Genomic DNA, 23,444 nt, shown 5'->3' on the forward strand with positions numbered 1-23,444 from the left:
AGCTGCATGGTATGTAGCTTTTTTTATGCGTAATAATAATTGAAAGGAGCTGATAACCATGAGAAGGAACAGCATAGTGATTTTATATTGATGAACATACTGGTAGTGTTGAACGTGTTTCTGAATTCGCTGTTTTTGTTTGCTCTGTGCACTTACTTTGTTAACAGCCGGAAATGGCTCAGTATTTGACTTGTGTTTTAGGGAGTGGGTTAAGTATGGATACCCGGACCCCAAAAGAGCGCTGAATAGCTGGGTAAATGGGTATTGTTTTTACCAAATGATAACAATTCAGAAAATGTTTTGTTGTAATTTTGTTCTTATTATATTTTCAATATTTTTTGAAAATATTGTAACTTTGTATTCAAATTATAGGTTATGAAAATAGTAATTGTTGGCGGCGGCTTTGGCGGACTTAAACTGGCCAGGAAGTTAAATAACAAAAAGGGGATAGAAGTGGTATTGGTGGACAAGGTAAACTATCACCAGTTTCAACCCCTGTTTTACCAGGTAGCCACGGCCGGCCTGGATGCCAGCAATATTTCCTTTCCCCTGCGTAAAGTGTTTCATAACAGTAAAAATGTGCGGGTGCGGCTGGCGGCATTACAACAGATTGTTGCAGCCGAGAATAAAATAATAACTGATACGGAAGAGATCACTTACGATAAACTGGTACTGGCCACCGGTGCCGATACCAATTTTTTTGGCAACCAGCAACTGGCCGATCACGCCTTCCCCATGAAATCGAGCGTAGAAGCCATTAAACTGCGTCATAAACTATTAAGCAATTTTGAGGAAGCTACAGTGAGCACCGGTGCCGATCTGCAACGGAAGATGAATATTGTGGTGGTAGGCGGTGGCCCCACCGGCGTAGAGGTTTCCGGTGCCCTGGCCGAGATGAAAAAATACATCCTGCCCAAGGACTTTCCGGAGCTTGACTTTTCTAGTATGAATATTTACCTGCTGGAAGGATCGCCCAAAACCCTGGCGGCCATGAGTGAAAAATCGGCTAAGGAATCGCAGCAATACCTTACCCGGATGGGTGTAACGGTAATGACCAATACCATTGTAAAAAATTACGACGGGCAGCAGGTGGAACTGAATAGCGGTGAACTGATACCTGCCGCCACCGTTATCTGGGCTGCCGGTATTAAGGGCAATGTACCGGGCGGTATTGATCCCGAGCTGATCGTAAGGGGTAACCGTATTAACACAGACCGTTATTGTAAAGTAAAAGGCAGTAATAATATTTATGCCATCGGCGACCTGGCCTATATGGAAACACCCAAGTTTGAAAAAGGACATCCGCAGGTAGCGCCGGTAGCCATGCAACAGGCCGCTATGCTGGCGAAGAATTTTATTAAAGAGAGTAAGGGCAGTACCGATTTGCAGGAGTTTGAATATTTTGATAAAGGCTCCATGGCAACCGTAGGCCGTAATAAAGCCGTGGTGGACGTGCCCAAACCCAAGTTACATTTTAAAGGCTGGTTTGCCTGGCTCATCTGGATGAGCCTGCACCTGATGATGATATTGGGCGTGAAGAACCGTTTTTTTGTATTCAACCACTGGCTGTATAAATACTTTACCTATGACCAGAACCTGCGGTTGATATTCCGGTCATTTGATAAGGAAAAGTAATAATCTTGTATGATAATGCTGTAAGGCTGCCGTATGAAAATATTAACCCGCAGATAACTTACGCAGATTTTCGCAGATCAGTACATAATCAGTGAAGATCTGCGTTTATCTTTTCTGCGAAGATCGGCAGGGAAAAAACTGGTGATGCTGAAATGCCGGATAAAGCTGATTTTTAATTAAAAGCTGAAAGGCTGCCGGATGCGCAGGGGCAGTGTGCAGCAAAGCGGAACACCGGAGCGAAGCGAAGCCCGCAGCAGCCGGAACCACAGCCGGGAAATAATAAAAAGCTGACAGCCCCGCCGTTTATGGATAATACCATATCAATTTGCAGGACTTAGCGAGGGTTTACGTATTTTCGCTTTCTTACATAATTTATTAGCTACTATGTATCCCAACCTCTATTACGTATTCAAGGATTTTTTTGGTGTTGAGTGGAAGTTTTTAAGCATTGTTAATTCCTTTGGTTTTTTTGTAGCCATTGCATTTATTTTATCGGCCATGGTATTGGCCAAAGAACTGAAACGTAAAAGCAGCGAGGGATTACTGCAGCCTACCGAAATGACCATTACAGTAGGGCATCCGGCTACTATTGTGGAGATACTGATGAATGCTTTTTTCGGCTTTTTATTCGGGTATAAGATACTGGGGCTGTTTTTACTGAACAGTAATGTGACCGAAGATCCGCAACAATATATTTTTTCAGGCATCGGCAGCTGGCCGGGTGGTATTGCCCTGGCAGTATTATTCGGCTTTTTAAAATGGTATGAAAAGAACAAGCAGAAACTTCCCAAGCCCGAGAAAAGAACGGTGCGTGTATGGCCACAGGACAGGGTAGGTGAGATCACTATTTTAGCCCTGGTATTTGGTTTACTGGGCGCCAAGCTGTTTGATACATTTGAGAACTGGGACACATTTGTAAAAGACCCTTCCACTTTTTTCTCGGTAAGCGGTTTAACTTTTTATGGCGGTTTAATATGTGCTGCCCTGGCTATCTGGTGGTATGCACGTAAACATAAAATTGGTTTCTGGCACCTGAACGACGCGGCAGCGCCAACCTTAATGCTGGCCTATGGCCTGGGGCGTATTGGCTGCCAGGTGGCAGGTGACGGCGACTGGGGCATTTATAATGCCGCTTTTATGACCGATGCGGCGGGTAATGTAATGGGTGGCGGTACGGTAGAAACCTTTAACCAGGCTTTGCAGGCCAATACCCAGTTTTTCAGTCATACCGGAACGGAACATGCCTTTTTTGCCAAGCCGGGCTTTTTAAGCTTTTTACCGGACTGGATGTTTGCCTATAACTACCCGCATAATGTGAACGAGACCGGAGTACAACTGGCCAATTGTACCGGTAAATTCTGTAACCACCTGCCGGTACCCGCTTTTCCTACTCCCTTTTACGAAATAGTGGCCTCCCTGATCATTTTCGGTATTCTATGGAGCCTGCGCAAGAAGATCAAAGTACCGGGCGCTTTATTTGCCCTTTACCTGATGTTTAACGGGCTGGAACGCTTCCTGGTGGAAAAAATAAGGGTGAATACGAGGATGAATATCCTGGGTTTTCATCCCACACAGGCCGAAGTGATCTCAACCCTGCTGTTTTTAACGGGGCTGGTGCTGTGGTTCTGGCTGCATAAAAAACACCGGGCTCAGCCGGTAGCCGGCAAGTAATGCACATTCTGACCGTTTTTAAGCGGTTATCCTGACAATTATTATTTGACCTGGAATGCGCTGCTATGGCAATTTTGCTGTTTTTTTCGGGCAAAAACGGCAGATTTTTGCGTCAATTTATTAACAAAGGTTATGAGATTCCGCAATTGCGTTGTACCTTTGTATTTAGTTGACCTTTAGCCATCTTAACCGAATTTTACCAATATCCTGCAAACAAAACAACTTCTTTATTCGTTTTATACAATAAAACAGACATTTTTATAATATGCGGCAGTTAAAAATTGCAACCCAGATTACGAACAGAGATTCTCAGGCGGTAGAAAAATATTTGCAGGAAATTTCTAAAATCTCCATGATCACACCAGAAGAAGAGACTACGCTGGCTCAGCGTATTAAAATGGGTGATCAGCGGGCTTTGGATAAATTAGTGCAGGCCAACTTACGTTTCGTAGTATCGGTAGCAAAACAATATCAACACCAGGGTCTTTCTTTAAGTGACCTGATCAACGAGGGTAACCTGGGTTTGATTAAAGCAGCGCAACGTTTTGATGAGACCAAAGGTTTTAAATTCATTTCATACGCGGTTTGGTGGATCCGTCAATCTATTTTACAGGCTTTAGCCGAGCAGGGACGTCTGGTACGTTTACCCCAGAATAAGATTGGTACCTACAATAAAGCTAACAAGGCCTATATGGCTTTTGAACAGGAGCATGAGCGTGAGCCATCTACTGAAGAATTAGCGGAGTTGCTGGAGATGAGCGAAACCGAGATCAACAATATTTTCCAGAGCAATACCCGTCACACTTCACTGGATGCCCCCGTGCACGAAGCGGAAGATGTGGCCATGGGTGACTTACTGGAAGGCAGCGACGATACTGATGACGATGTAATGAAAGATTCATTACGTAATGAGATCCGTCGTGTGTTAAAATCTTTATCGCCACGTGAGGCTGAAATAGTAAATGCTTATTTCGGTTTGGATGGCGAACAAGGTGTAACTATTGAGCAAATCGGCCAAAAGTATGATCTGACCAAGGAACGTATCCGTCAGATTAAAGAACGTGCCATTAAACGTTTACAGAAAGCCCGTTATAGTAGCGCCTTAAAAGCGTACTTAGGCTAAACATAGCAGCTTCTTTTGTTCCGTACATCTGTTTGTACCGGCAATAAAAGAATTTCGGTGGATTTATAAAGCAGCCCTGATTTAATCGTTGGGGCTGTTTTTTTGTTTAAAGACGTTCCGGAGGTTCAAAGTTCAAAAGTTCAAAAGGTTAGGGGGTAATGATGAAAAGATTACTATCTGGTTCATCATTCATAACTCATGAATCCATAAAGTGATCCCCATTCATCATTCATAATTCATCATTCAATAGTGAGTCCGCGTTAAATCTAAAATCGTAAATCTTAAATTCCAAATCGTCCCCGTTTCACCGTTCATCCCATAGACAACCTACAGGAAAGGTTGACTTTTTACGCTAACTACTTGCCTCTCATCAATTTTTCATAAATTTTCCCCATATAGTAAACTTAGTTGTCTATTATCTACTATCTTTGCGCCTTGTCAGAACAAATCATGTAGTAACTTGTTGTACTGTCTTTTGTGTAGTTAACTGTTTTACTGCGATTCTTGCCAGCTTATATTGCCGGTTTACCCGCCGGGAATAATTTTTTATTCAGTCCAGGATTTTTGATAAACATATATATGAAGATGATATTTTCCCGTAAAGGCAGCCGTATGGCTGTATTAGGTATATGCGTATTGTTGATAGGCAGTTCAGTTGCTGCCCAGCAAACCGCCAATGATAGTATTTTACAAAACCCCACACTTGACAATGTAATTCGCTATGCCATAGAAAGGCAGGCCATTGTGAAAAAGGCCCTGGCCGATGAGCAAATTACCGAAGCCAATATCAAAAGCCGGCTGGCCGATTGGTATCCGCAGGTAAACTTTGGCTATACTTTCCAGCATACATTTGATGTACCTACCAATATCATTGGCGGTAACCCTATCCAACTGGGTGTGGAAAATACTTCGGCCTTACAGTTGTTAGCTACGCAGAATATTTTTAACCGCGACCTGTTACTGGCCCGTAATACCAAAGCCGATGTACGTAAACAGGCACAGCAAACCACCACCGGTAATAAAATTGATGTGGCGGTAAATGTTTCCAAAGCCTTTTACGATGTTATAGCTACCGAACAACAGATTAAAGTAAGCAATGAGAATATCGTACGCCTGCAACGCAGTTTAAAGGATGCAACCGCCCGTTATGAAGCGGGTATTGTGGATAAAACCGACTTTAAACGTGCTACCATTGCTTTAAATAATGCAACGGCATTAAGAAAAAGTAACGAGGAGTTACTGACTGCCAAAACCGAGTACCTGAAAGCTTTGATGAACTACCCGGTAAATGAGCAGTTGAAAATTACTTACGACAGTACTTCTTTAGATGACCAGGCACAGCTGGATACTTTATCATTACCGGATTATACCCGCCGTATTGAGTACCAGTTACTGGCAACACAAAAAACTTTACAGGAAGCTAACCTGCGTTACCAGAAATGGTCGTATTTACCAACGGCCAGTGCGAACGGTGCTTATATCCGCAACTTTTTAAATAACGATCTGGGTAAACTGTATAACCAGTCTTTCCCCAACTCTTATGTAGGGCTAAGCCTTAGCTGGTCCATCTTTCAGGGTGGTAAACGGAAGCAGGGTATAAAAGCCGCTGAATGGCAGCTGGCCAAAACCGTGTACGACTTGGAGAATGTAAAAAACACCGTGAACTCACAGTATGCACAGGCCCTGGCATCGTATAAAAGTAATTACAATACCTACGAGGCATTGAAAGAGAACGTACAGCTGGCCCAGGAAGTGTATGATGTAATTAACCTGCAATATCGTGAAGGAATTAAAACTTACCTGGATGTGGTTACGGCAGAAACTGACCTGCGCAGTTCACAGATAAATTATTTCAATGCTTTATACCTGCTGCTGGCCAGTAAGGTAGATGTGGAAAAAGCATTGGGTACTATTGTTTATTAAAACATTACTAACGTTTAAGATGAATTTATATATGCAAACAACAATGAAATATTCTTTATTGGCATCCGCAACAGTTTTGTTTTTAGCTGCCTGCGGCGACAAAAAAAATCAGCAACAGGGCCCGCCGCCGCCAACACCGGTAACGGTAATTGAGGTACAGGCCAGTGATGCTGCGTATTATGATGAATACCCCGGTACCGTAGTGGCTTTGAACCAGACCGAACTGCGTCCGCAGGTAACCGGCTATATTACCGGTATATATTTTAAAGATGGTCAGAAAGTAGTAAAAGGGCAGAAGCTTTATTCTATTGACCAGCAGTTATATTCTGCCAATTACCAGCAGGCTTTGGCCAATGTACAGGTACAGGAAACCAACCTGTTAAAAGCCCAGCGTGATGTGGAGCGTTACAGGCAGTTAGACAAACAGGAAGCCATTGCCAAACAACAGGTTGATTATGCAGAGTCGGCTTACGAAGCTGCGAAAAAACAGGTAGATGCGGCAAAAGCGGCTGCTAATGCCGTAAGGGCCAATGTGGGCTTTGCTACCATTTATGCCCCTTTCAGCGGTACCATTGGTATTTCCCAGGTGCGTACCGGAACATCGGTGGTTGCGGGGCAAACTATTTTAAATACCGTATCCAGCGATAATCCTGTAGCGGTTGATTTTGCCGTTGACCAGAGCGAGATCTACCGTTTTTCACAACTGCAGACTGCAGGTGGTAAAAAAGACTCTACTTTCTCTTTAGCCTTTGGTAAAGAGGTGTACCCCTTCTTTGGTTCGGTTAGTGCAATTGACCGTGCCGTAGATCCGCAAACAGGTACTATTAAAACACGTTTGAGTTTTCCTAACGAAAAAGCGGTTTTAAAACCAGGTATGAGTACTACCGTAAGGGTATTGAGCAATAGTAAAGAACCTTCCATTACCATTCCGTATAAAGCCGTTACCGAACAACTGGGTACTTATTTTGCCTATGTACTGGGCGATAGCAGTAAAGTATCGCAACGCAAGCTGGTATTGGGCCGTACGGTTGGTGCCAATGTAATTGTTAAGGAAGGTTTACAGGCCGGTGAAAAGATCGTGTTACAGGGCGTGCAGAGTTTACGCGAAGGAGCAAAAGTGAATGCCGCACCAGATACAACGTACAGGAAATAGTTCATGGTTCATTGTTAATGGTTCATGGGTTTATGGAATGGAGACACCATGCTGGTGGCTCAACAGAAATAATGGTTTATAGACATAATTAACAACTAGCAACAAAGACATGATTGCAGAAACTTTTATAAAACGGCCGGTAACGGCCATGGTGGTATCGATAGTGATTGTGCTGGTAGGTATTATTTCATTGATAAATTTACCTATTGCACAATACCCCGAAATCACCCCGCCAACCGTATCCATCAACGGTAACTTTACCGGCGCCGATGCGGAGACGGTTGAACAGACAACAACCACTGCTATTGAAACGCAGGTGAACGGTACGCCGGGCATGACTTACATGACCAGTAACAGTACCAGCAGCGGACAAAGCAGTATTACATTAAACTTTGAGGTAGGTACCAATATTGATATTGCTACCTTGGATGTACAGAACAGGGCCAGTGTGGCTGAACCTACCTTACCCGATGCGGTAAAACGTTTGGGCTTAACTACCCGTAAGCGTAACCCCAGTATTATGGCGGTATTGGCTTTTTACTCCCCGAACGGTACACATGACGCTACTTTTATTGGTAACTATGTTAACCTGTATGTAAAGGATGCGGTATTGCGTGTAAAAGGGGTGGGTGATGTAATGACCCGTGCCGATGACTTTAGTATGCGTGTATGGCTGAACCCCGAGAAAATGGCGGCATTGGGTATAACACCGGCCGAAGTGAATGCGGCTTTACAGGAGCAGAACTTACAGGTAGCTGGTGGTACCGTGGGTGGTAATCCACAACCCGGTGTACAGACTTTTGAATACAGCGTACTGACCAATAGCCGTTTAAATAAACAGGAGGATTTTGAGAACATTGTGGTACGTACCCGCCCTGCAGACGGAAGTATTGTTTACCTGAAAGATATTGCCCGTTTACAATTAGGTAAGTTTGACTATGGTATCAATGCTTTTGCCATGGGTACCAATGGGGTAAGGGAAGCGGCTTTTATGCTGATCTACCAGGCGCCAGGTGCCAATGCCATGGATACTTACGAGAACCTGATGGCAGCGCTGGAAACAATGCGTCCTACTTTCCCCCCTGATATTGATTTTTCTATTCCTAACGAAACCGTATCGGTGGTAAAAGCTTCTATTGATGAGGTAATGCATACACTGGTAGAGGCGTTAGTGCTGGTGGTACTGGTGGTATTCCTGTTCTTACAGAACTGGCGTGCTACCTTGATCCCGGTATTAGCCATCCCGGTTTCGCTGATCGGTACTTTTATATTCTTCGGTCCTTTGGGCTTTACCATTAATACACTTACCTTATTTGCCTTTGTATTGGCCATTGGTATTGTGGTGGATGATGCGATTGTGGTGGTGGAAGCGGTACAGCATAATATTGACCATGAAAAAATGTCGCCCAAGAATGCTACCATTAAAGCCATGAAAGAAATTTCGGCGCCGGTAATTGCCATTGCCCTGATCCTGGCAGCGGTATTTATCCCGGTAGGCTTTATTCCCGGTATCGTGGGGCGGCTCTATCAGCAGTTCGCCATTACCATTGCGGTATCGGTGCTGATTTCGGCTTTTGTGGCTTTATCCCTGACACCGGCACTCTGTGTGCTTATGTTAAAGCCTACCAAATCGCCTACTGCTAAAAAGAACATACTCGATAAATTCTTTGCCTGGTTTAATAAAGGGTTTAATAAACTCACCATGGGTTATACCAAAGGTGTAGGTAAATGGGTAAGGGCAACGCCGTATGTACTGGTAATGTTGGTGGTGATGTTTGTGGGCCTTTTCTTCTTATTTAAAAACAAACCTACCGGCTTTATTCCCCTGGAAGATGAAGGCCGTGTGATGGTAACTTATGAAATGCAGGAAGCCGCGTCTACCACCCGTAGTGTGGAGCTGCTGAAGAACCTGATTGAGCGTGTGGCTAAGATACCGGAGACAAGGGTAGTGGGTGGTTTGGCCGGATTGAACATTGTTACCTTCTCCAATAAATCCAATGCCGGTACCATGTTTGTAAACTTACAGCCATGGGATAAACGTAAAGGTAAAGGCCAGCATGCGCAGGATATTATTAATAAAATACGTGCCGCTACGGCAGATATCAAGGAAGCAAGGATCGTGGTAATTGCACCGCCGGCCATCCCCGGCCTGGGTGCGGCCGCTGGTTTCACCTTCCAGTTACAGCAACGCGGAAGTACCGATAATGCCTCGCAGTTTGAAGGGGTTGCCCGTGAATTTATCGGCCGCCTGAACCAGCGCCCTGAAATTGGTATGGCTTATACCTTCTTTAGTTCGCGTACACCAAGTTATAAGGTAGATGTGGACAGGGAGCAGGCCAAAAAATTAGGCGTGTCGGTTGCGGAAGTGTATACTACCATGTCCAACTTCTTAGGCAGTAGTTATGTAAACGACTTTAACTTATACGGGCGTAACTTCCGTGTAATGTCGCAGGCCGATAGCAGCTACCGTAGTTCGCTGGAAGGCATGCAGAAGTTTTATGTACGCAACAGCCAGGGTAATATGATACCGCTGGGCTCGTTAATTACCACCAAGGTAATTGAAGCGCCAGCTGTATTATCACACTTTAATATTTACCGTAACATCGAGATCAACGGTACACCTAAAGATGGTTACAGTAGCGGCCAGGCCATACAGGCTTTACAGGAAGAGGCGGCAAAACTGCCTGCCGGTTATGGTTACGAGTTCAGTGGTATGAGCCGTGAGGAGATACTGGCCGGTAATCAGCAAACCACGGTATTCATGATCTCCATTGTGTTTGTATTCCTGTTCCTGGCAGCATTATACGAAAGCTGGAGTGTTCCGTTCTCCGTACTGTTTGCGGTGCCTATCGGGGCCCTGGGCTCAATTCTTACGCTTACCTTTATACCGGCGCTCACCAATAATATCTATGCACAAATTGGTCTGATCACCCTGATTGGTCTGGCTGCCAAAAACGCCATCCTGATCGTGGAATTTGCCAAGGAAAGGGTAGATAAGGGCATTGACGTGGTACATGCTACTTTACAGGCGGTACGTTTACGTTTACGTCCTATTGTAATGACCTCGCTGGCCTTTATCCTGGGTGTACTGCCACTGGCTTTTGCTAACGGTGCTGCGGCCGAAAGCCGTAAAACCATTGGCTGGACCGTGTTTGGTGGTATGATCTCGGCAACCACCCTGGCCATATTTGTGGTGCCTGTATTGTTTGTGTTAATTACCAAGCTGAGCTATGGTAAAAAACTGAAAAAACTACAGGAAGAGCATAAACTGGAGGAGGACATTGATAAAAAAGCGATGGACCTGGGTTAGTATAATTAAAACTTACATATTAATGGCATTGTGTACTTGTATACAATGCCATTTTTTTTATGGGGCTGTCGGCAGCAGTACTACTATCAGCCTATATGCGGCTGTACGCTTGTAGTGGCCGGCAACGCTGCCATAGCCGCCACACCCGGCCAGCTACCGCTGCCATCCGCCAGCCTTTGGGCAGGGGAATAATTAAATATGATAATTAAAAAGTAAAAATTAAAAAGGGAAAAGCAGCTTCGGCAACAACACGGCACGGTACTTATACAGCGGCTATCAGTATAAAAAACCTTTTTACTTTTGCCTTTTAAATTTTTACTTCCCAACTTCCGGCCTCTCTGACTTCCCGACTTTCTGACTTCCTCCATTTATACACATTTTTACCGCCAAACTGTATACAAAGCCATTTGGCATTTCGGGCAAATAAACTTTCTTTTGCAATTATTGTTTTTATAGTGTACAATTTAAAATTATGTCAGTAGTCGTATCAGAAAAAACAGATGTATTGATTATCGGTAGCGGACCTGCCGGTTATACAGCCGCTATATATGCATCCCGTGCTAACCTTAACCCCATTTTGTACCAGGGTATACAACCCGGTGGCCAGTTAACCATTACCACCGAGGTGGAGAACTATCCCGGTTATGCGGATGGTGTACAGGGGCCCGAGATGATGGTGGATTTTGAAAAACAGGCTAAAAGAATGGGAGCCGATATCCGTTTTGGTTTAGCGACAAAAGTTGACCTGAGCAGCAAGCCTTATAAAGTACAGATCGATGATGATAAATGGATCGAAACCCAATCCATCATCATTGCAACCGGTGCATCTGCCAAATGGCTGGGCCTGCCCAGCGAAGAACGCTTGAACGGCTTTGGTGTAAGCGCCTGCGCCGTGTGCGACGGTTTCTTTTTCCGCGGTAAAGAGGTGGCCATTGTAGGCGCCGGTGATACAGCGGCTGAAGAGGCTTTGTATTTAAGTAAATTATGTACCACCGTGCATATGTTCATACGCAAAGATGCCATGCGTGCCAGCAAAGTAATGCAGGACAGGGTATTGGCTACACCCAATATTAAAGTGTACTGGAATACTGAAACGGATGAGATACTGGGAGATAAAACCGTAAGCGGTGTACGTATCAGGAACAACCAGACAAATGCGGTAACGGAAATTGCCATCAATGGTTTTTTTGTGGCTATTGGTCACCAGCCTAATTCCGATATATTTAAAGGATTGCTGGATATGGACGAGGCCGGTTATATTTTAACTACCCCGGGCACATCCAAAACAAATGTAGAGGGTGTTTTTGCTGCCGGTGATGTGCAGGATAAAATTTACCGCCAGGCGGTTACCGCTGCAGGAAGTGGCTGTATGGCTGCCCTGGATGCAGAACGTTATTTAAGTGCTTTAGGACATTAATAAAACCCGGTTACCGGGATAATATACTACCGCCATTCAACAACAGGATGGCGGTACTTTTTTGTCCTGATCTTTATCAGGCTCTATGTATAAGAGTTTTGCTACATTCGCGGCAATTTAAAACGGTTAACGAATGAAACTGGATGAGCTGTTAAAAGAACGAAGTGGTAATGCCTGCGAATTATGCGGTGCGGTAAATGATCTCAAAGTGTATGAAGTGGCTTTTGCGCCCGGTAACGCGGAAGAAAGCAGCATTTATATCTGTCCGAAATGCCAGACCCAGATCGATAAAAAAGATGTGCTGGACAATAAACACTGGGAATTGCTGTCCACCACTATGTGGAGCGAAGTACCGGCCATACAGGTAGTATCCTGGCGTATGTTAAACCGCTTAAGGAACGAAAGCTGGGCTGCCGATAACCTGGATATGATGTACCTGGCCGACGACCTCTTAAACTGGGCAAAAGCTTCCGGCGATCATGAAAGCGATGGCAGCGTGGAATTACACCGCGATGTGAACGGTGCTTTATTACAGGATGGCGATACGGTGGTACTTACCAAATCGCTGGACGTAAAAGGTTCAACCCTGAATGCAAAAATGGGAACCGTGGTTAAAAACATCAGGGTAGTGGCGGATAATACGGAGCAGATCGAGGGAAAGATAGAGGGGCAGCTGATCGTGATACTGACCAAATACGTGCGTAAACAAAACGCATAGATGATAAAATATTAGTTATACTAAGGTGTTTTACTATTTTATAAATATGGGCTGCATATTATCTTGCGGCCATATTTATTTACTATGAAAGCTATAAAATTGATTGTTGGACTGGCCTTAGTTGTTTTGCTGTTACAAGCCTGTAGCAGAAGTATGACACCTTATGAAGCGGCAAATAATCCCCGTGGTAAAAAATGCAGGAACATAAGATAACTTGCTCCTTAACGTAAATAGAGACATACCAAATGTCTCTATTTTGTTTTAATATGTTGTATGATCTTTACTGCATGTTCCCTTGAGTTTTCAATAAACAGCCGGTGCGTATTCATACCACCACAAATAACACCCGCCAGGTAAATGCCCGGTACATTGGACTCATGACTGTCCTCATCAATAAAAGGTGTACGAATGGCATCATCGCTTAACAGGATGCCGATCTTTTCCAGGAACTGTAAGTTGGGCTGATAACCGGTGGTAGCTATTACCGCATCATTTTGAATGGTAATCACGCCATCCGGGGTTTGTATACTTACTTCAGTGTCGGTTATTTTTTGTATGGTACTGTTATAATACGCTGTAATGGAGCCCTCTTCAATACGGTTAATAATATCGGGGCGTATCCAGTATTTTACCCGCTGACCAATTTCATTACCCCTGATGACCATGGTAACCCTGGCCCCTTTACGCCAGGTTTCCAGGGCAGCATCTACTGCCGAGTTCTGCGCACCCACCACTACCACATTACGAAAAGCATAAAAATGCGGGTCTTTATAATAATGGGTTACTTTAGGCAAATCTTCGCCCGGTACCTGCAGTAAATAGGGTATATCATAAAAGCCGGTTGCTACAATAATATTATCGGCCGTATATAGCTCCTTGCTGCTGGTAACAGAAAATATTCCGGCTTCTTTGGTAATATTCTTTACCTCTTCAAATAATTGAATATTCAATTCAAAGGCAGTGGCCGCACGCCGGTAATATTCCAGCGATTCACTGCGGGTAGGTTTAGGGTTATTGCTGACAAATGGAATATTCCCGATCTCCAACCTTTCCGAAGTGGAAAAAAAGGTCATGTTAACTGGATAATGATACAGGGAGTTCACCAGGCAACCTTTTTCCAGTATAACATACGCTATGCCGGCTTTTTTTGCTTCTATAGCACAGGCCAGGCCAATAGGACCGGCACCAATAATGATCAGCGGAAAATGGGTTGCTTGCTTCATTTGTCAAAAATAGTATTCACTGTTCATAACAGGTAAAGGCAGGCAATAGTTGTAAACAATCGTGCTAAAGGGTAAACATTAATCCAGCAAGGCAGAAAGCTGCAGGAGTTCGTTGTGTTTGTACATGTTCTCGTCCTTGGTAAAACATTTACTGAACTCGCCCAGTAATACTTTTATCACCTCCTTATTGCTCAGTGGCCTGAAATGGGAAGGTGAGGGTGGCACCGAAATACTTTTAAAATAAGCCTCCACATCGTTATGGGTGTATATTTGCCCGGCAGCGGGATCTATATAGTACTCGATCATCTTTTGCGGATCATTGATATTGTCTACGGTGTACCCGGGCCTGAAATAAGCCAGTATAAATTGACGGGGTATCTGTACCAAGCGGATGGGGAGGTCCAGCATTTCACATAAAATAAGGTATAAAATGCCATTGCCTACCTGGTTGCCTTTTTTGGCTTCGAGTGTTTTGTGTATGAGGAACTCGTTGGGGTTGGCATAACTCATCTCGCACCCCTTTAAACCATAATAGCTGTACAGGATGCTGGTGAAAACATTGATCTGCTCTAAGGGGGTGAGGTAGTTATTTAACTCCAGCCAGATATTACGTTTGATCTTTTCTGTTTCACGTAAAGTGGCGGAGCTGGCAATATCGGGGTATAAGAATTTAGAAACCAGTAAAGCACCCAATAAAAGATCCTGGTGACCGGCAGTGCCCCATTCACGCATATCATTGGCCAGGTCGCCGTAATACAGTTTATGGATCAGTATTTCAATGCGTTCCTGCGCCATGCTATCCGGTGTGTTTTCCCAAAGATCTTCCAGGTTGGGAATAATGGGCTTGCCGTAATCGATGATACGTTGTGAGATCACATCAAACACCTCTTCATCGGGATCGTCAATGAGGTGGAGCAGGGCTAATATTTCTTTATTTGGTTGCATTGATTCACCTGCAATATCATTATTCAATTACATAATTTTCGTTAAAACTTTTCCACAGGTGTGTGCGGGTATACAATGGCTGCTGGTAGTAAGCATCGTTTGTAAGGCTTTTTACTGTATTTTTAAGCTGTATAATTTTTTGTATTACAAGGCTTCATGCATGAGCCATTCATGTATAGGTATGTCCCTGTTAAAAAAAGCCCGATGTTAAAAAAACTAACTGTATTCATCTGTTTAAGTATTACTATCAGTTGCCAGGCGCAAAAGAAAAGCGGTACAAAGGATACCATTTTTTCCGGCAACCCCATTTTTAAAGGCTGGTATGCCGACCCCGAAGCAGTGATATTTAATAAACAGTATTGGGTATTTCCCACTTACTCGGCGCCGTATAAGGAACAGCTTTTTTTAGATGCCTTCTCCTCCGATAACCTCACAAACTGGAAAAAACATAGCCGTATTATTGATACCAGTGTGATTAAATGGGCCTGGCGGGCTATATGGGCGCCGGCCATTGTAGCAAACAACAAAAAGTATTATTTATTCTTTGCAGCCAATGATATACAGAGCGATAACGAGCCCGGTGGCATTGGCGTAGCAGTAGCTGATAAGCCTGACGGACCTTATAAGGACCTGTTGGGTAAACCGCTGATCGATAAGTTTTATAACGGTGCCCAACCTATTGACCAGTTTGTATTTAAGGATAAGGACGGCAGCCATTACATTATATACGGGGGCTGGCGTCATTGTAATATTGCCCGTTTAAGCAATGACTTTACTAAAATTGAAAACTTTGCGGATGGTACAAAGTTTAAGGAGATCACCCCGGAAGGTTATGTGGAAGGGCCGGTAATGTTCATTCGCAATAACAAATACTATTTCATGTGGTCGGAAGGGGGCTGGACAGGGCCTGATTACAGCGTGGCTTATGCCATTGCCGACTCTCCTTTCGGACCTTTTAAAAGAATAGACAAGATATTAAAACAGGACCCGGCCATTGCCAACGGAGCCGGCCATCACTCCGTTATTCAGATACCCGGTACTGATGAATGGTATATTATTTACCATCGCAGGCCGATAACAGAAAAAGGAGGCAACTCCCGTGAAACCTGTATAGAACGAATGTATTTTGATGAGGAAGGGCTGATAAAGCCGGTTGTGATTACACGCGAAGGCGTACCTGCAAGAAAATTAAAATAGTCCTTATTTCTTTTTCTCCAGTTGATGCAGCAGCTTTTTTGCCCGGGAATAAAAAGCGGCCGTCTGGTGCTCCCACTGGTCTTCAATGATCAGTTTTATCTCCGGGCCAATCTCCGGGTACTGCTGCAGCATATTGCCCAGCACGGTAAGCGAAAAGGCTTTTACCGCTACTTTTTCCTTGGGGTCCATGATATAATTAAAGCTGATATCCATTACCTGTCCATGGTATTGTTCGGGTATAGGCATATCCTGTAACAGCCGCATGGTATTACGCCTGATGGCATTGTGAATACCGGGACGGGAGAGATTGTCCAGCAAACTGCTGAAATGTTTATCAATAAAACGGGGGTGTTGACGCACCGCATAACTCAAAGGCCAGGCAGCTCTTTGTGTAACCAGGGCTTTACCATGCAGGAACAGGTGGAATAACTGGTCGAATTTTTTTTGGGAAGCACCAATCCAGTTCACGATTACATCGCAGTTGGCACGGGAGTGTTCATGCAATAGCTGTGCTTCGAGATCCACGGTTCAGAATTATGAATGATAAATTATGAATTATGAATGGTGAATGATGAATTGATGAGCAGGATTACTGTAGTACAAGTGTGCGACGCAAGGAACGATGACGGGTGTTACTGTTGCCTGTAAACAAAAATAAAAACAACTGTTTACTCGTCCATTTGTTCGCGGATACTGTCGTTGATGTTAACCAGTATCTTGTCAATGCGGTGACCGTCCATATCCATGATCTCGATGGTGAAACCCTTCCATTCAATTTTGTCACCGGTATGGGGTATACGCTCCAGTTCGTGGAGAATAAAGCCGGCCAGGGTATCGAATTCCTGTTCGCCTTCATTCATCCATTCGGTCTGCTCAAAACGGGCCAAAAAGTCGTAAAACGGTATCTGGGCATCAATCAGGTAAGAGCCGTCCTCGCGGGCAATGATCTCGTAATCGGGAACATCAGGCTGTGGCATATCGCCGATAATAGCCTCCAGAATATCATTCAACGTGATCATTCCCAATACACTGCCATATTCATCTACAATAAAACATGAATGCAGCTTGGATTCTTTAAAACGTTCCATTACCTGGAAGGCCGTATTGTTTTCCGGCACAAATAAAGCCGGGCGCATCAGGTCCCTGAAACGGGTATAGTCGGGACTCACGTACAGGTCTTTGATAGATACCACGCCTTTCAGCTCATCAATATTATTATCGCAGATGGGGTAAATGGAATGGGGCTCATTCATTATTTTCTCCTTGATAATATCTTCGGTATCGTTCAGGTTAAACCAGATAATATCGCTGCGGTGGGTCATTAAGGAAGTGATGTTCCGGTCGCTCAGGTGAAACACCCTTTCAATGATCTCCTGTTCGGTCTCTTCAATGGTACCCTGTTCAGTACCTTCACTGATAATGGCCTTGATCTCTTCCTCCGTTACCTGGTTGTCGTTTGATTTAAGGCTGAAAATATTTACGATCAGGTTGCTGGATTTACTCAGCAGCCAGATAAAGGGATGGGTGATGATGCTTAATATCCGCATGGGGCGGGCCACCAGTTTGGCAATTCTTTCCGGTTTGGAAAGGCCGATACGTTTAGGCACCAGCTCGCCGAAAATGATGGTAAAATAGGTAACAATGATCACCACGATGGCCGTGGCAATGCCATAGCTGTATTTGGCAAATACGGGCCATTGCGCCAGGAAGGCGGCAAAATCATCAGTAATTTGTTCACCGGAGTAAATACCCGTTAAAATACCGATAACGGTAATGCCCATTTGTACAGTGGAAAGAAAATTTTCGGGTTTGCTGGCCAGTTTTAAAGCTTCGGCAGCTTCTTTGTCCCCTTTGTTGGCCTGGCCTTCCAGTCTGGATTTTTTTGCAGATACCAATGCGATCTCAGCCATTGAAAAAAGACCATTTAGCAGGATAAGACCTGCCAGTATAAATATTTCCATTAATAGTAACTACATTGGTTATTTATCGAAGATACTAATTCCGTATCGTTTATTATACAACTTGCCGGTAAATGTTCCAATAATCAGGCCCAGGGCGGTGCCGCCTAAAACATCAAAAGGGTAGTGTACCCCTACATACACCTGGGCATAGCCTACCAGTGCGGCCCATACAAAGCCTATCCAGGCATATTTAAAGAAGGGGCGGGCGGTAAAGTAAAAGAAGGTGGCCATACCAAAATGGTTGGCGGCATGGTTGGAGGTAAAGCTGAAACCACCGGAACAATAATCCACCATCATGCGGATGGTAGTGCCCAGTTCGGGGTTGTTACAGGGACGTAAACGCTGGAAGTTATGTTTAAAGCCGTAATTGCCGATCAGGTCGGTCATGGCAACAGTGGCTAAAAAAAACAGTACCCACCACCAGCCGTTTTTCTTAAAATTGATAACGGCAAAAGCGGCCACAAATAAATAAAGCGGGGCCCAGTTCATGGCATTCCGCATAAAAGGCATCAGTGTGTCAAAAAAGTCATTGGTCAGTTTGCCGTTAATAAGGGTGAACAAACTGTTATCCCATTCTTTCAGGGTTTCTAAAAATGATGATGCTAATAAAGTAAGGGTCATTGCAATGCCTGGCTTTGAACTGCAAAGATGTAGCTATTCCGTATACAAAGAAATTGGACGCCGGGTTTATTTGCTAAAATATTGCTGCTGACCGTTACCCGGCCTCAAAAAACCGTATTTACCGCTTGTACAAAGCTTTTACCGGCTGTAACAGTAAGGGCAGCATTAACATTTCTTTTGCCAAATTTGCTTGCATATGAAGCTAAATGGTGGTACCTTTGCACCGCAATTGAGCAATACCAAGTACTTGCACAAGTGATAGTTCAGAGCCTTTTCTTACTTTAACGATTCTTCAGGTTTCTTCTTCGCACTTTATAGCTCACGGGGGGATTTATTTTTAACAACAAAAAGAGTTTTTAGATGAAAACAAGTGTACTGCCATCTGTAATACAGATGGAGCCAGAAGCGTTGCAACAATTAGTTGCTGAAGTAAAAGAAACAATAGCTACAAGCGAACATTTCGTACCAGCTGCCAGGAACACCCGTTCTTTCACAGCCGGTAATTTATGGAATATTCGCCGCCAGTCTAAAACTGCCATGGGCAGGATCTACAGGAGCTAATTTCTTTTCACAAATCATGTATTACACAAAGTGTACTACCTGATTTTTTATTACAACAACACAACCATTCGCATATACGGCCTGTTTTTAAACGGGTCAAATGTAAAATGTATTAAAGCCCGATTTGTTTCGGGCTTTTTTTATACCAATGTGGCTGAACGGTATGGTAAACAAATTTTTTTTGCTTTGCTTTGTAGTTGGTAACCTGTTACACCTCAGCGGCGTATCATTGTGCAGGGCCAGGGTCAACAGGATTCTGCAGCAGGGTACCGGTTATAGTGCAGGTAAAATGTAAAAGGCAAATGTTAGTTAAGTATAAACTACCTAAAACAATACTGTGGGTCACCAATTTACTGGTGCTCTTTTTTGCCATATTTACACTTTTCCGGCTGGCTACTTTTTTTGCCTTTAAACCCGGGCATGTTTCTTTTGCCGATGTGATACCTTCTTTCCTGATGGGTATACAATACGATATGCGCTGGATAAGCATTATCCTGTTACCCATTGTACTGTGCAGTATTGTACCCCGCCTGACGCCTTTTTATTCCTCGCGAAATAAAGCCATATGGACGGGTTACCTGGTATTCATTACCTTCTTTGTCTTCTTCTTTTTTGCAGCCGATATGGGCAGCTTTTCCTATAACCAGACCCGGCTGGATGCCGGCGCCATGAACTTTGTGGAAGATCCGGGCATTTCTGTAAGGATGATGTGGCAGACCTATCCCTTGTTTTGGATGTTACTGGGCTTACTGGTGGCTGTACTTTTATTCCGCTGGATGTACTTTAAAAGTCACTGGCATATTATTACCCGTACTGACGGGCATAAAATTCCACACCGCAGAAAGTATTTCATTATCGGCAGTATTATCTTGTTATTTTTTATCTGGGGACGTTTTGCCTTGCAACCTTTATCTGCCAAGGCCTGTTTTTCTTTGAACGGCAGTTTCAGCTCATACCTGGCCCTGAATCCTTTGCAGAACTTTTTCTCCACCCTGCAATTGCGCCAGCCGGTATACAGTGAGGAACTGGCCCGTAAAAACTTCCCGGTAGTGGCCGATATGTTAGAGTTAAGGGATAAGGAAAAATTCAATTACAAAAGGATCATTTCGCCCGGCAGTAATGCACTGGAGAGCAAGCCCAATGTGGTACTGGTGCTCTGCGAATCGTTCAGCATGTACAAAAGTACCATGAGCGGGAATCCTTTAAATACCACACCGTTCTTTGACTCCCTCTGTAAAAACGGTATTTTCTTTGAACGTTGTTTTACCCCTCACTTTTCAACAGCCCGCGGACTTTTTGCTACCATTACCGGCATACCCGATGTACAGCTGTTCAAATTTTCGACCCGTAACCCGCTGGCCATAAAACAACATACCATCATTGATAATTTTGAAGGGTATAATAAACACTATTTCTTAGGCGGCAGTGCCGGCTTTAATAATTTTGAAGGCCTGTTGAAAAATGTAGATGGCCTGCAGATGCATACCGAGGGGAGTTTTACCGCCCAGCCGGTGAATGTATGGGGCATTAGTGATAAGGACCTGTTTTATGAAGCCAATAAAGTATTTAAACAGGAGAAAAAGCCATTCTTTGCCATTGTGCAAACGGCCTATAATCACCGGCCTTATATGATACCCGCTGCCGATACTGATTTTGTGAAAAAAACGGTGCCGATAGAAGAGCTGCTGAAATATGGTTTTGAATCGGAGGATGAATACAATACTTTCCGTTACTCCGATTACAGCTTTCAAAAATTCATGGAAGCTGCACAGAAAGAAGATTATTTCCATAATACCATCTTTGTGTTTATTGGCGATCATGGTGTGGCAGGTAATGCTACGGAAATGTATCCGCCGGTATGGACAACAGCCAGGCTTACCGATGAACATGTGCCCTTCCTGATCTATGCGCCACACTTATTTCAGCCCAGTGTAAGAACTGAAGTGGTTTCACAGATAGATGTACTGCCCACCATTGCGGGGCTTATTCAGCAGCCTTATGTGAATACTACACTCGGACGGAATGTGCTGGATACAGCCAAGAAAAATAATTTTGCTTTTATCACCAATACGGCTGGTACCATCGGTCTGGTTACCGACGAATTTTATTTTACCAAAAACCTGAATTACCCGCAGGGACAGCTGATGTATATGAGCCGCTCGCCTAAGAACTATACAGATAAACAGCTGGATTCCATAAAAAACCGTTTATCGCAGCAGACCACCGCCATTTTTGAAACGGCGCGGTATATGCTGATGAATAATAAAGATTATTGATCTGATTGTGTAGTGAATATTAAAAAATAGTCATTAACACTGCTGTGCAAACGTTTTTTCGAAAAATATACCCTTACAGGGCATCTTTACTCCTTCCAAATTGCAAGAAAGACTTATTTTTGGGCTACTGAAAAAGTTCTTTGCGTATTCGGATGATATGGTGCTGTAAGAAGGAAAGATAGGTTATTCTTCCGGGGATAATTACACTTTTTTACAGGATATTGTACCGGCATGAATAAGCAGGCGCTTTTTGCAATCAATTTATTAACACTAGCTGTTTTAACCGTTTAATATTTTATACTGTGTCGTTGATCAAGAGTATTTCCGGGATTAGAGGAACTATTGGTGGTAGATCTGGTGATAACCTGACCCCCTTGGATATTGTGAAGTTTACTGCTGCTTTCGGCAGTATGATGCTGGCAGAAAATAGTACTGGTAACAAAAAAATTGTAGTAGGACGCGACGGACGTATCAGCGGCGCCATGGTGAATAACCTGGTGACGAATACATTGGTTGGCCTGGGCATTGATGTGGTAGACCTGGGTTTATCCACTACGCCTACCGTGGAAGTAGCAGTAAAAGCCGAAGGTGCAATTGGCGGCATTATTATTACTGCCAGCCATAACCCCAAAGAATGGAATGCCTTAAAATTATTGAACAGCGAGGGTGAGTTTATCTCTGCTGACTGGGGTAAAAAAGTACTGGAGCTGGCGGAGACCGCTGATTTTAATTATGCATCCGTTGATAAACTGGGAACGGTTATAGCCGACGATACTTATTTACAAAAACATATTGACGCCATTTTAGCTTACCCGCTGGTAAATAAGGAAGCCATTGCTGCCAAGAACTTTAAAGTGGTGGTAGATGCGGTTAACTCAACCGGTGCAACCTATGTTCCGGCTTTGTTAAAGGCATTAGGCGTGGAGCAGGTAATTGTATTGAATGAGGAAGTGAATGGCAAATTTGCCCATAACCCGGAGCCCTTACCGCAACACCTCACACAACTGACCAACGAAGTCATTAAACAAAAAGCCGACCTGGGTATTGCTGTTGACCCCGATGTGGACCGCCTGGCATTAGTTTGCGAGGATGGCAGCATGTTTGGTGAAGAATATACCCTGGTGGCGGTGGCTGATTATGTATTGCAGCATAAAAAAGGCAATACCGTAAGTAATATGAGCAGCACCAAGGCCTTAAAAGAAATTACCCTGAAACATGGCGGCGAATACTTCCCTTCCTCGGTAGGAGAGGTGAACGTGGTGGAGAAAATGAAAGCCCATAATGCTGTTATAGGCGGCGAAGGCAACGGAGGTATTATTGTGCCTGATTTTCATTACGGACGTGATGCCCTCATCGGGATCGCGTTATTTTTAAGTCACTTGGCAGGCCATAAAAACGGGGTGAAATCGCTGCGTTCCAATTACCCGGATTATTTTATTTCCAAAAATAAAATTGAACTGGAAAAATCAATTGATGTAGTGACCCTGTTTAAAAAGATAGAAGACAAATACAAGAAAAACCCGATCAATACAGAGGACGGTATTAAAATAGAATTTGATAACGATTGGGTACACCTGCGCACTTCCAATACGGAGCCCATCATCCGTATTTATGCCGAGAGCGATTTTGAAAGCAAAGCCAATAATATTGCTACCAAATTAATGCAGGATATCAAGGAATTTATAGCCTGATCTGGTCATCAGTAACACA

Annotated in this window: 17 protein-coding genes; 12 read left to right on the top strand and 5 right to left on the bottom strand. The window is 43.9% G+C overall.

Annotation, left to right across the window (positions count from 1 at the left end):
- Window positions 1–375: 375 nt before the first annotated feature.
- From ACFS6H_RS14370 to ACFS6H_RS14405, 8 genes are all read left to right on the top strand, one after another.
- The gene (locus ACFS6H_RS14370; protein ID WP_386100168.1) at window positions 376–1,635 is read left to right on the top strand and encodes an NAD(P)/FAD-dependent oxidoreductase; all 1,260 of its coding nucleotides are present in this window, start codon (window positions 376–378) and stop codon (window positions 1,633–1,635) included.
- A 384-nt stretch (window positions 1,636–2,019) separates the two neighbouring features.
- On the top strand, window positions 2,020–3,306 hold the full coding sequence (locus ACFS6H_RS14375; protein ID WP_386100171.1) for a prolipoprotein diacylglyceryl transferase: 1,287 nt from the start codon (window positions 2,020–2,022) through the stop codon (window positions 3,304–3,306).
- 265 nt (window positions 3,307–3,571) lie between these two features.
- The gene (locus ACFS6H_RS14380; RefSeq protein WP_386100174.1) at window positions 3,572–4,429 is read left to right on the top strand and encodes a sigma-70 family RNA polymerase sigma factor; all 858 of its coding nucleotides are present in this window, start codon (window positions 3,572–3,574) and stop codon (window positions 4,427–4,429) included.
- A gap of 579 nt (window positions 4,430–5,008) precedes the next feature.
- Window positions 5,009–6,352 (top strand): TolC family protein, encoded by a 1,344-nt coding sequence (locus tag ACFS6H_RS14385; protein ID WP_386100177.1) that lies wholly within the window; start codon window positions 5,009–5,011, stop codon window positions 6,350–6,352.
- Between the two features lie 31 nt (window positions 6,353–6,383).
- Window positions 6,384–7,505 carry an efflux RND transporter periplasmic adaptor subunit gene (locus tag ACFS6H_RS14390; protein ID WP_386100180.1) on the top strand — a complete coding sequence of 374 codons (1,122 nt, stop codon included), beginning with the start codon at window positions 6,384–6,386 and terminating at the stop codon, window positions 7,503–7,505.
- Between the two features lie 109 nt (window positions 7,506–7,614).
- On the top strand, window positions 7,615–10,815 hold the full coding sequence (locus ACFS6H_RS14395) for an efflux RND transporter permease subunit (RefSeq protein ID WP_386100183.1): 3,201 nt from the start codon (window positions 7,615–7,617) through the stop codon (window positions 10,813–10,815).
- A gap of 472 nt (window positions 10,816–11,287) precedes the next feature.
- Window positions 11,288–12,232: a thioredoxin-disulfide reductase gene (trxB, locus tag ACFS6H_RS14400; protein WP_386100186.1), complete on the top strand. Its 945-nt coding sequence runs from the start codon at window positions 11,288–11,290 to the stop codon at window positions 12,230–12,232.
- A 133-nt stretch (window positions 12,233–12,365) separates the two neighbouring features.
- Entirely contained in the window at window positions 12,366–12,950 is a 585-nt protein-coding gene (locus ACFS6H_RS14405) for a PhnA domain-containing protein (RefSeq protein WP_386100189.1), read from the top strand.
- 251 nt (window positions 12,951–13,201) lie between these two features.
- On the opposite strand, the gene ACFS6H_RS14410 is transcribed toward ACFS6H_RS14405, so the two are convergent.
- Window positions 13,202–14,173 (bottom strand): YpdA family putative bacillithiol disulfide reductase, encoded by a 972-nt coding sequence (locus tag ACFS6H_RS14410; RefSeq protein ID WP_386100192.1) that lies wholly within the window; start codon window positions 14,171–14,173, stop codon window positions 13,202–13,204.
- Between the two features lie 78 nt (window positions 14,174–14,251).
- Entirely contained in the window at window positions 14,252–15,118 is an 867-nt protein-coding gene (locus tag ACFS6H_RS14415; RefSeq protein WP_386100195.1) for a transglutaminase family protein, read from the bottom strand.
- A 204-nt stretch (window positions 15,119–15,322) separates the two neighbouring features.
- Between ACFS6H_RS14415 and ACFS6H_RS14420 the strand changes: the two genes are divergently transcribed.
- On the top strand, window positions 15,323–16,315 hold the full coding sequence (locus ACFS6H_RS14420) for a glycoside hydrolase family 43 protein (protein WP_386100198.1): 993 nt from the start codon (window positions 15,323–15,325) through the stop codon (window positions 16,313–16,315).
- 3 nt (window positions 16,316–16,318) lie between these two features.
- Here the strand turns inward: ACFS6H_RS14420 and ACFS6H_RS14425 are convergent, their stop codons facing one another.
- From ACFS6H_RS14425 to ACFS6H_RS14435, 3 genes are all read right to left on the bottom strand, one after another.
- A complete protein-coding gene (locus ACFS6H_RS14425; RefSeq protein WP_386100201.1) occupies window positions 16,319–16,840 on the bottom strand; it encodes a hypothetical protein in 522 nt (173 codons plus the stop codon).
- Between the two features lie 143 nt (window positions 16,841–16,983).
- Window positions 16,984–18,276 carry a hemolysin family protein gene (locus ACFS6H_RS14430; RefSeq protein ID WP_386100204.1) on the bottom strand — a complete coding sequence of 431 codons (1,293 nt, stop codon included), beginning with the start codon at window positions 18,274–18,276 and terminating at the stop codon, window positions 16,984–16,986.
- A gap of 18 nt (window positions 18,277–18,294) precedes the next feature.
- Window positions 18,295–18,897, bottom strand: a complete 603-nt coding sequence (locus tag ACFS6H_RS14435) for a phosphatase PAP2 family protein (protein WP_386100207.1) — start codon at window positions 18,895–18,897, stop codon at window positions 18,295–18,297.
- 360 nt (window positions 18,898–19,257) lie between these two features.
- On the opposite strand from ACFS6H_RS14435, the gene ACFS6H_RS14440 reads away from it, so the two are divergent.
- The 3 genes from ACFS6H_RS14440 (at window position 19,258) to glmM (ending at window position 23,425) form a co-directional block, all read left to right on the top strand.
- Window positions 19,258–19,458, top strand: coding sequence for a hypothetical protein (locus ACFS6H_RS14440; RefSeq protein ID WP_386100210.1), 201 nt, complete (start codon window positions 19,258–19,260; stop codon window positions 19,456–19,458).
- 302 nt (window positions 19,459–19,760) lie between these two features.
- Window positions 19,761–21,734, top strand: coding sequence for an LTA synthase family protein (locus ACFS6H_RS14445; RefSeq protein ID WP_386100213.1), 1,974 nt, complete (start codon window positions 19,761–19,763; stop codon window positions 21,732–21,734).
- Between the two features lie 302 nt (window positions 21,735–22,036).
- On the top strand, window positions 22,037–23,425 hold the full coding sequence (gene glmM / locus ACFS6H_RS14450; protein WP_386100216.1) for a phosphoglucosamine mutase: 1,389 nt from the start codon (window positions 22,037–22,039) through the stop codon (window positions 23,423–23,425).
- The last annotated feature ends 19 nt before the right edge of the window (window positions 23,426–23,444 follow it).

The sequence above is a fragment of the Terrimonas rubra genome, assembly GCF_042686025.1.
GTDB classification, from domain to species: domain Bacteria; phylum Bacteroidota; class Bacteroidia; order Chitinophagales; family Chitinophagaceae; genus Terrimonas; species Terrimonas rubra.

Coding starts and splice junctions, on each gene's coding strand:
- ACFS6H_RS14370 (WP_386100168.1), top strand. CDS start 376: ATGAAAATAGTAATTGTTGGCGGCGGCTTTGGCGGACTTAAACTGGCC.
- ACFS6H_RS14375 (WP_386100171.1), top strand. CDS start 2,020: ATGTATCCCAACCTCTATTACGTATTCAAGGATTTTTTTGGTGTTGAG.
- ACFS6H_RS14380 (WP_386100174.1), top strand. CDS start 3,572: ATGCGGCAGTTAAAAATTGCAACCCAGATTACGAACAGAGATTCTCAG.
- ACFS6H_RS14385 (WP_386100177.1), top strand. CDS start 5,009: ATGAAGATGATATTTTCCCGTAAAGGCAGCCGTATGGCTGTATTAGGT.
- ACFS6H_RS14390 (WP_386100180.1), top strand. CDS start 6,384: ATGCAAACAACAATGAAATATTCTTTATTGGCATCCGCAACAGTTTTG.
- ACFS6H_RS14395 (WP_386100183.1), top strand. CDS start 7,615: ATGATTGCAGAAACTTTTATAAAACGGCCGGTAACGGCCATGGTGGTA.
- trxB (WP_386100186.1), top strand. CDS start 11,288: ATGTCAGTAGTCGTATCAGAAAAAACAGATGTATTGATTATCGGTAGC.
- ACFS6H_RS14405 (WP_386100189.1), top strand. CDS start 12,366: ATGAAACTGGATGAGCTGTTAAAAGAACGAAGTGGTAATGCCTGCGAA.
- ACFS6H_RS14410 (WP_386100192.1), bottom strand. CDS start 14,173: ATGAAGCAAGCAACCCATTTTCCGCTGATCATTATTGGTGCCGGTCCT.
- ACFS6H_RS14415 (WP_386100195.1), bottom strand. CDS start 15,118: ATGCAACCAAATAAAGAAATATTAGCCCTGCTCCACCTCATTGACGAT.
- ACFS6H_RS14420 (WP_386100198.1), top strand. CDS start 15,323: ATGTTAAAAAAACTAACTGTATTCATCTGTTTAAGTATTACTATCAGT.
- ACFS6H_RS14430 (WP_386100204.1), bottom strand. CDS start 18,276: ATGGAAATATTTATACTGGCAGGTCTTATCCTGCTAAATGGTCTTTTT.
- ACFS6H_RS14435 (WP_386100207.1), bottom strand. CDS start 18,897: ATGACCCTTACTTTATTAGCATCATCATTTTTAGAAACCCTGAAAGAA.
- ACFS6H_RS14440 (WP_386100210.1), top strand. CDS start 19,258: ATGAAAACAAGTGTACTGCCATCTGTAATACAGATGGAGCCAGAAGCG.
- ACFS6H_RS14445 (WP_386100213.1), top strand. CDS start 19,761: ATGTTAGTTAAGTATAAACTACCTAAAACAATACTGTGGGTCACCAAT.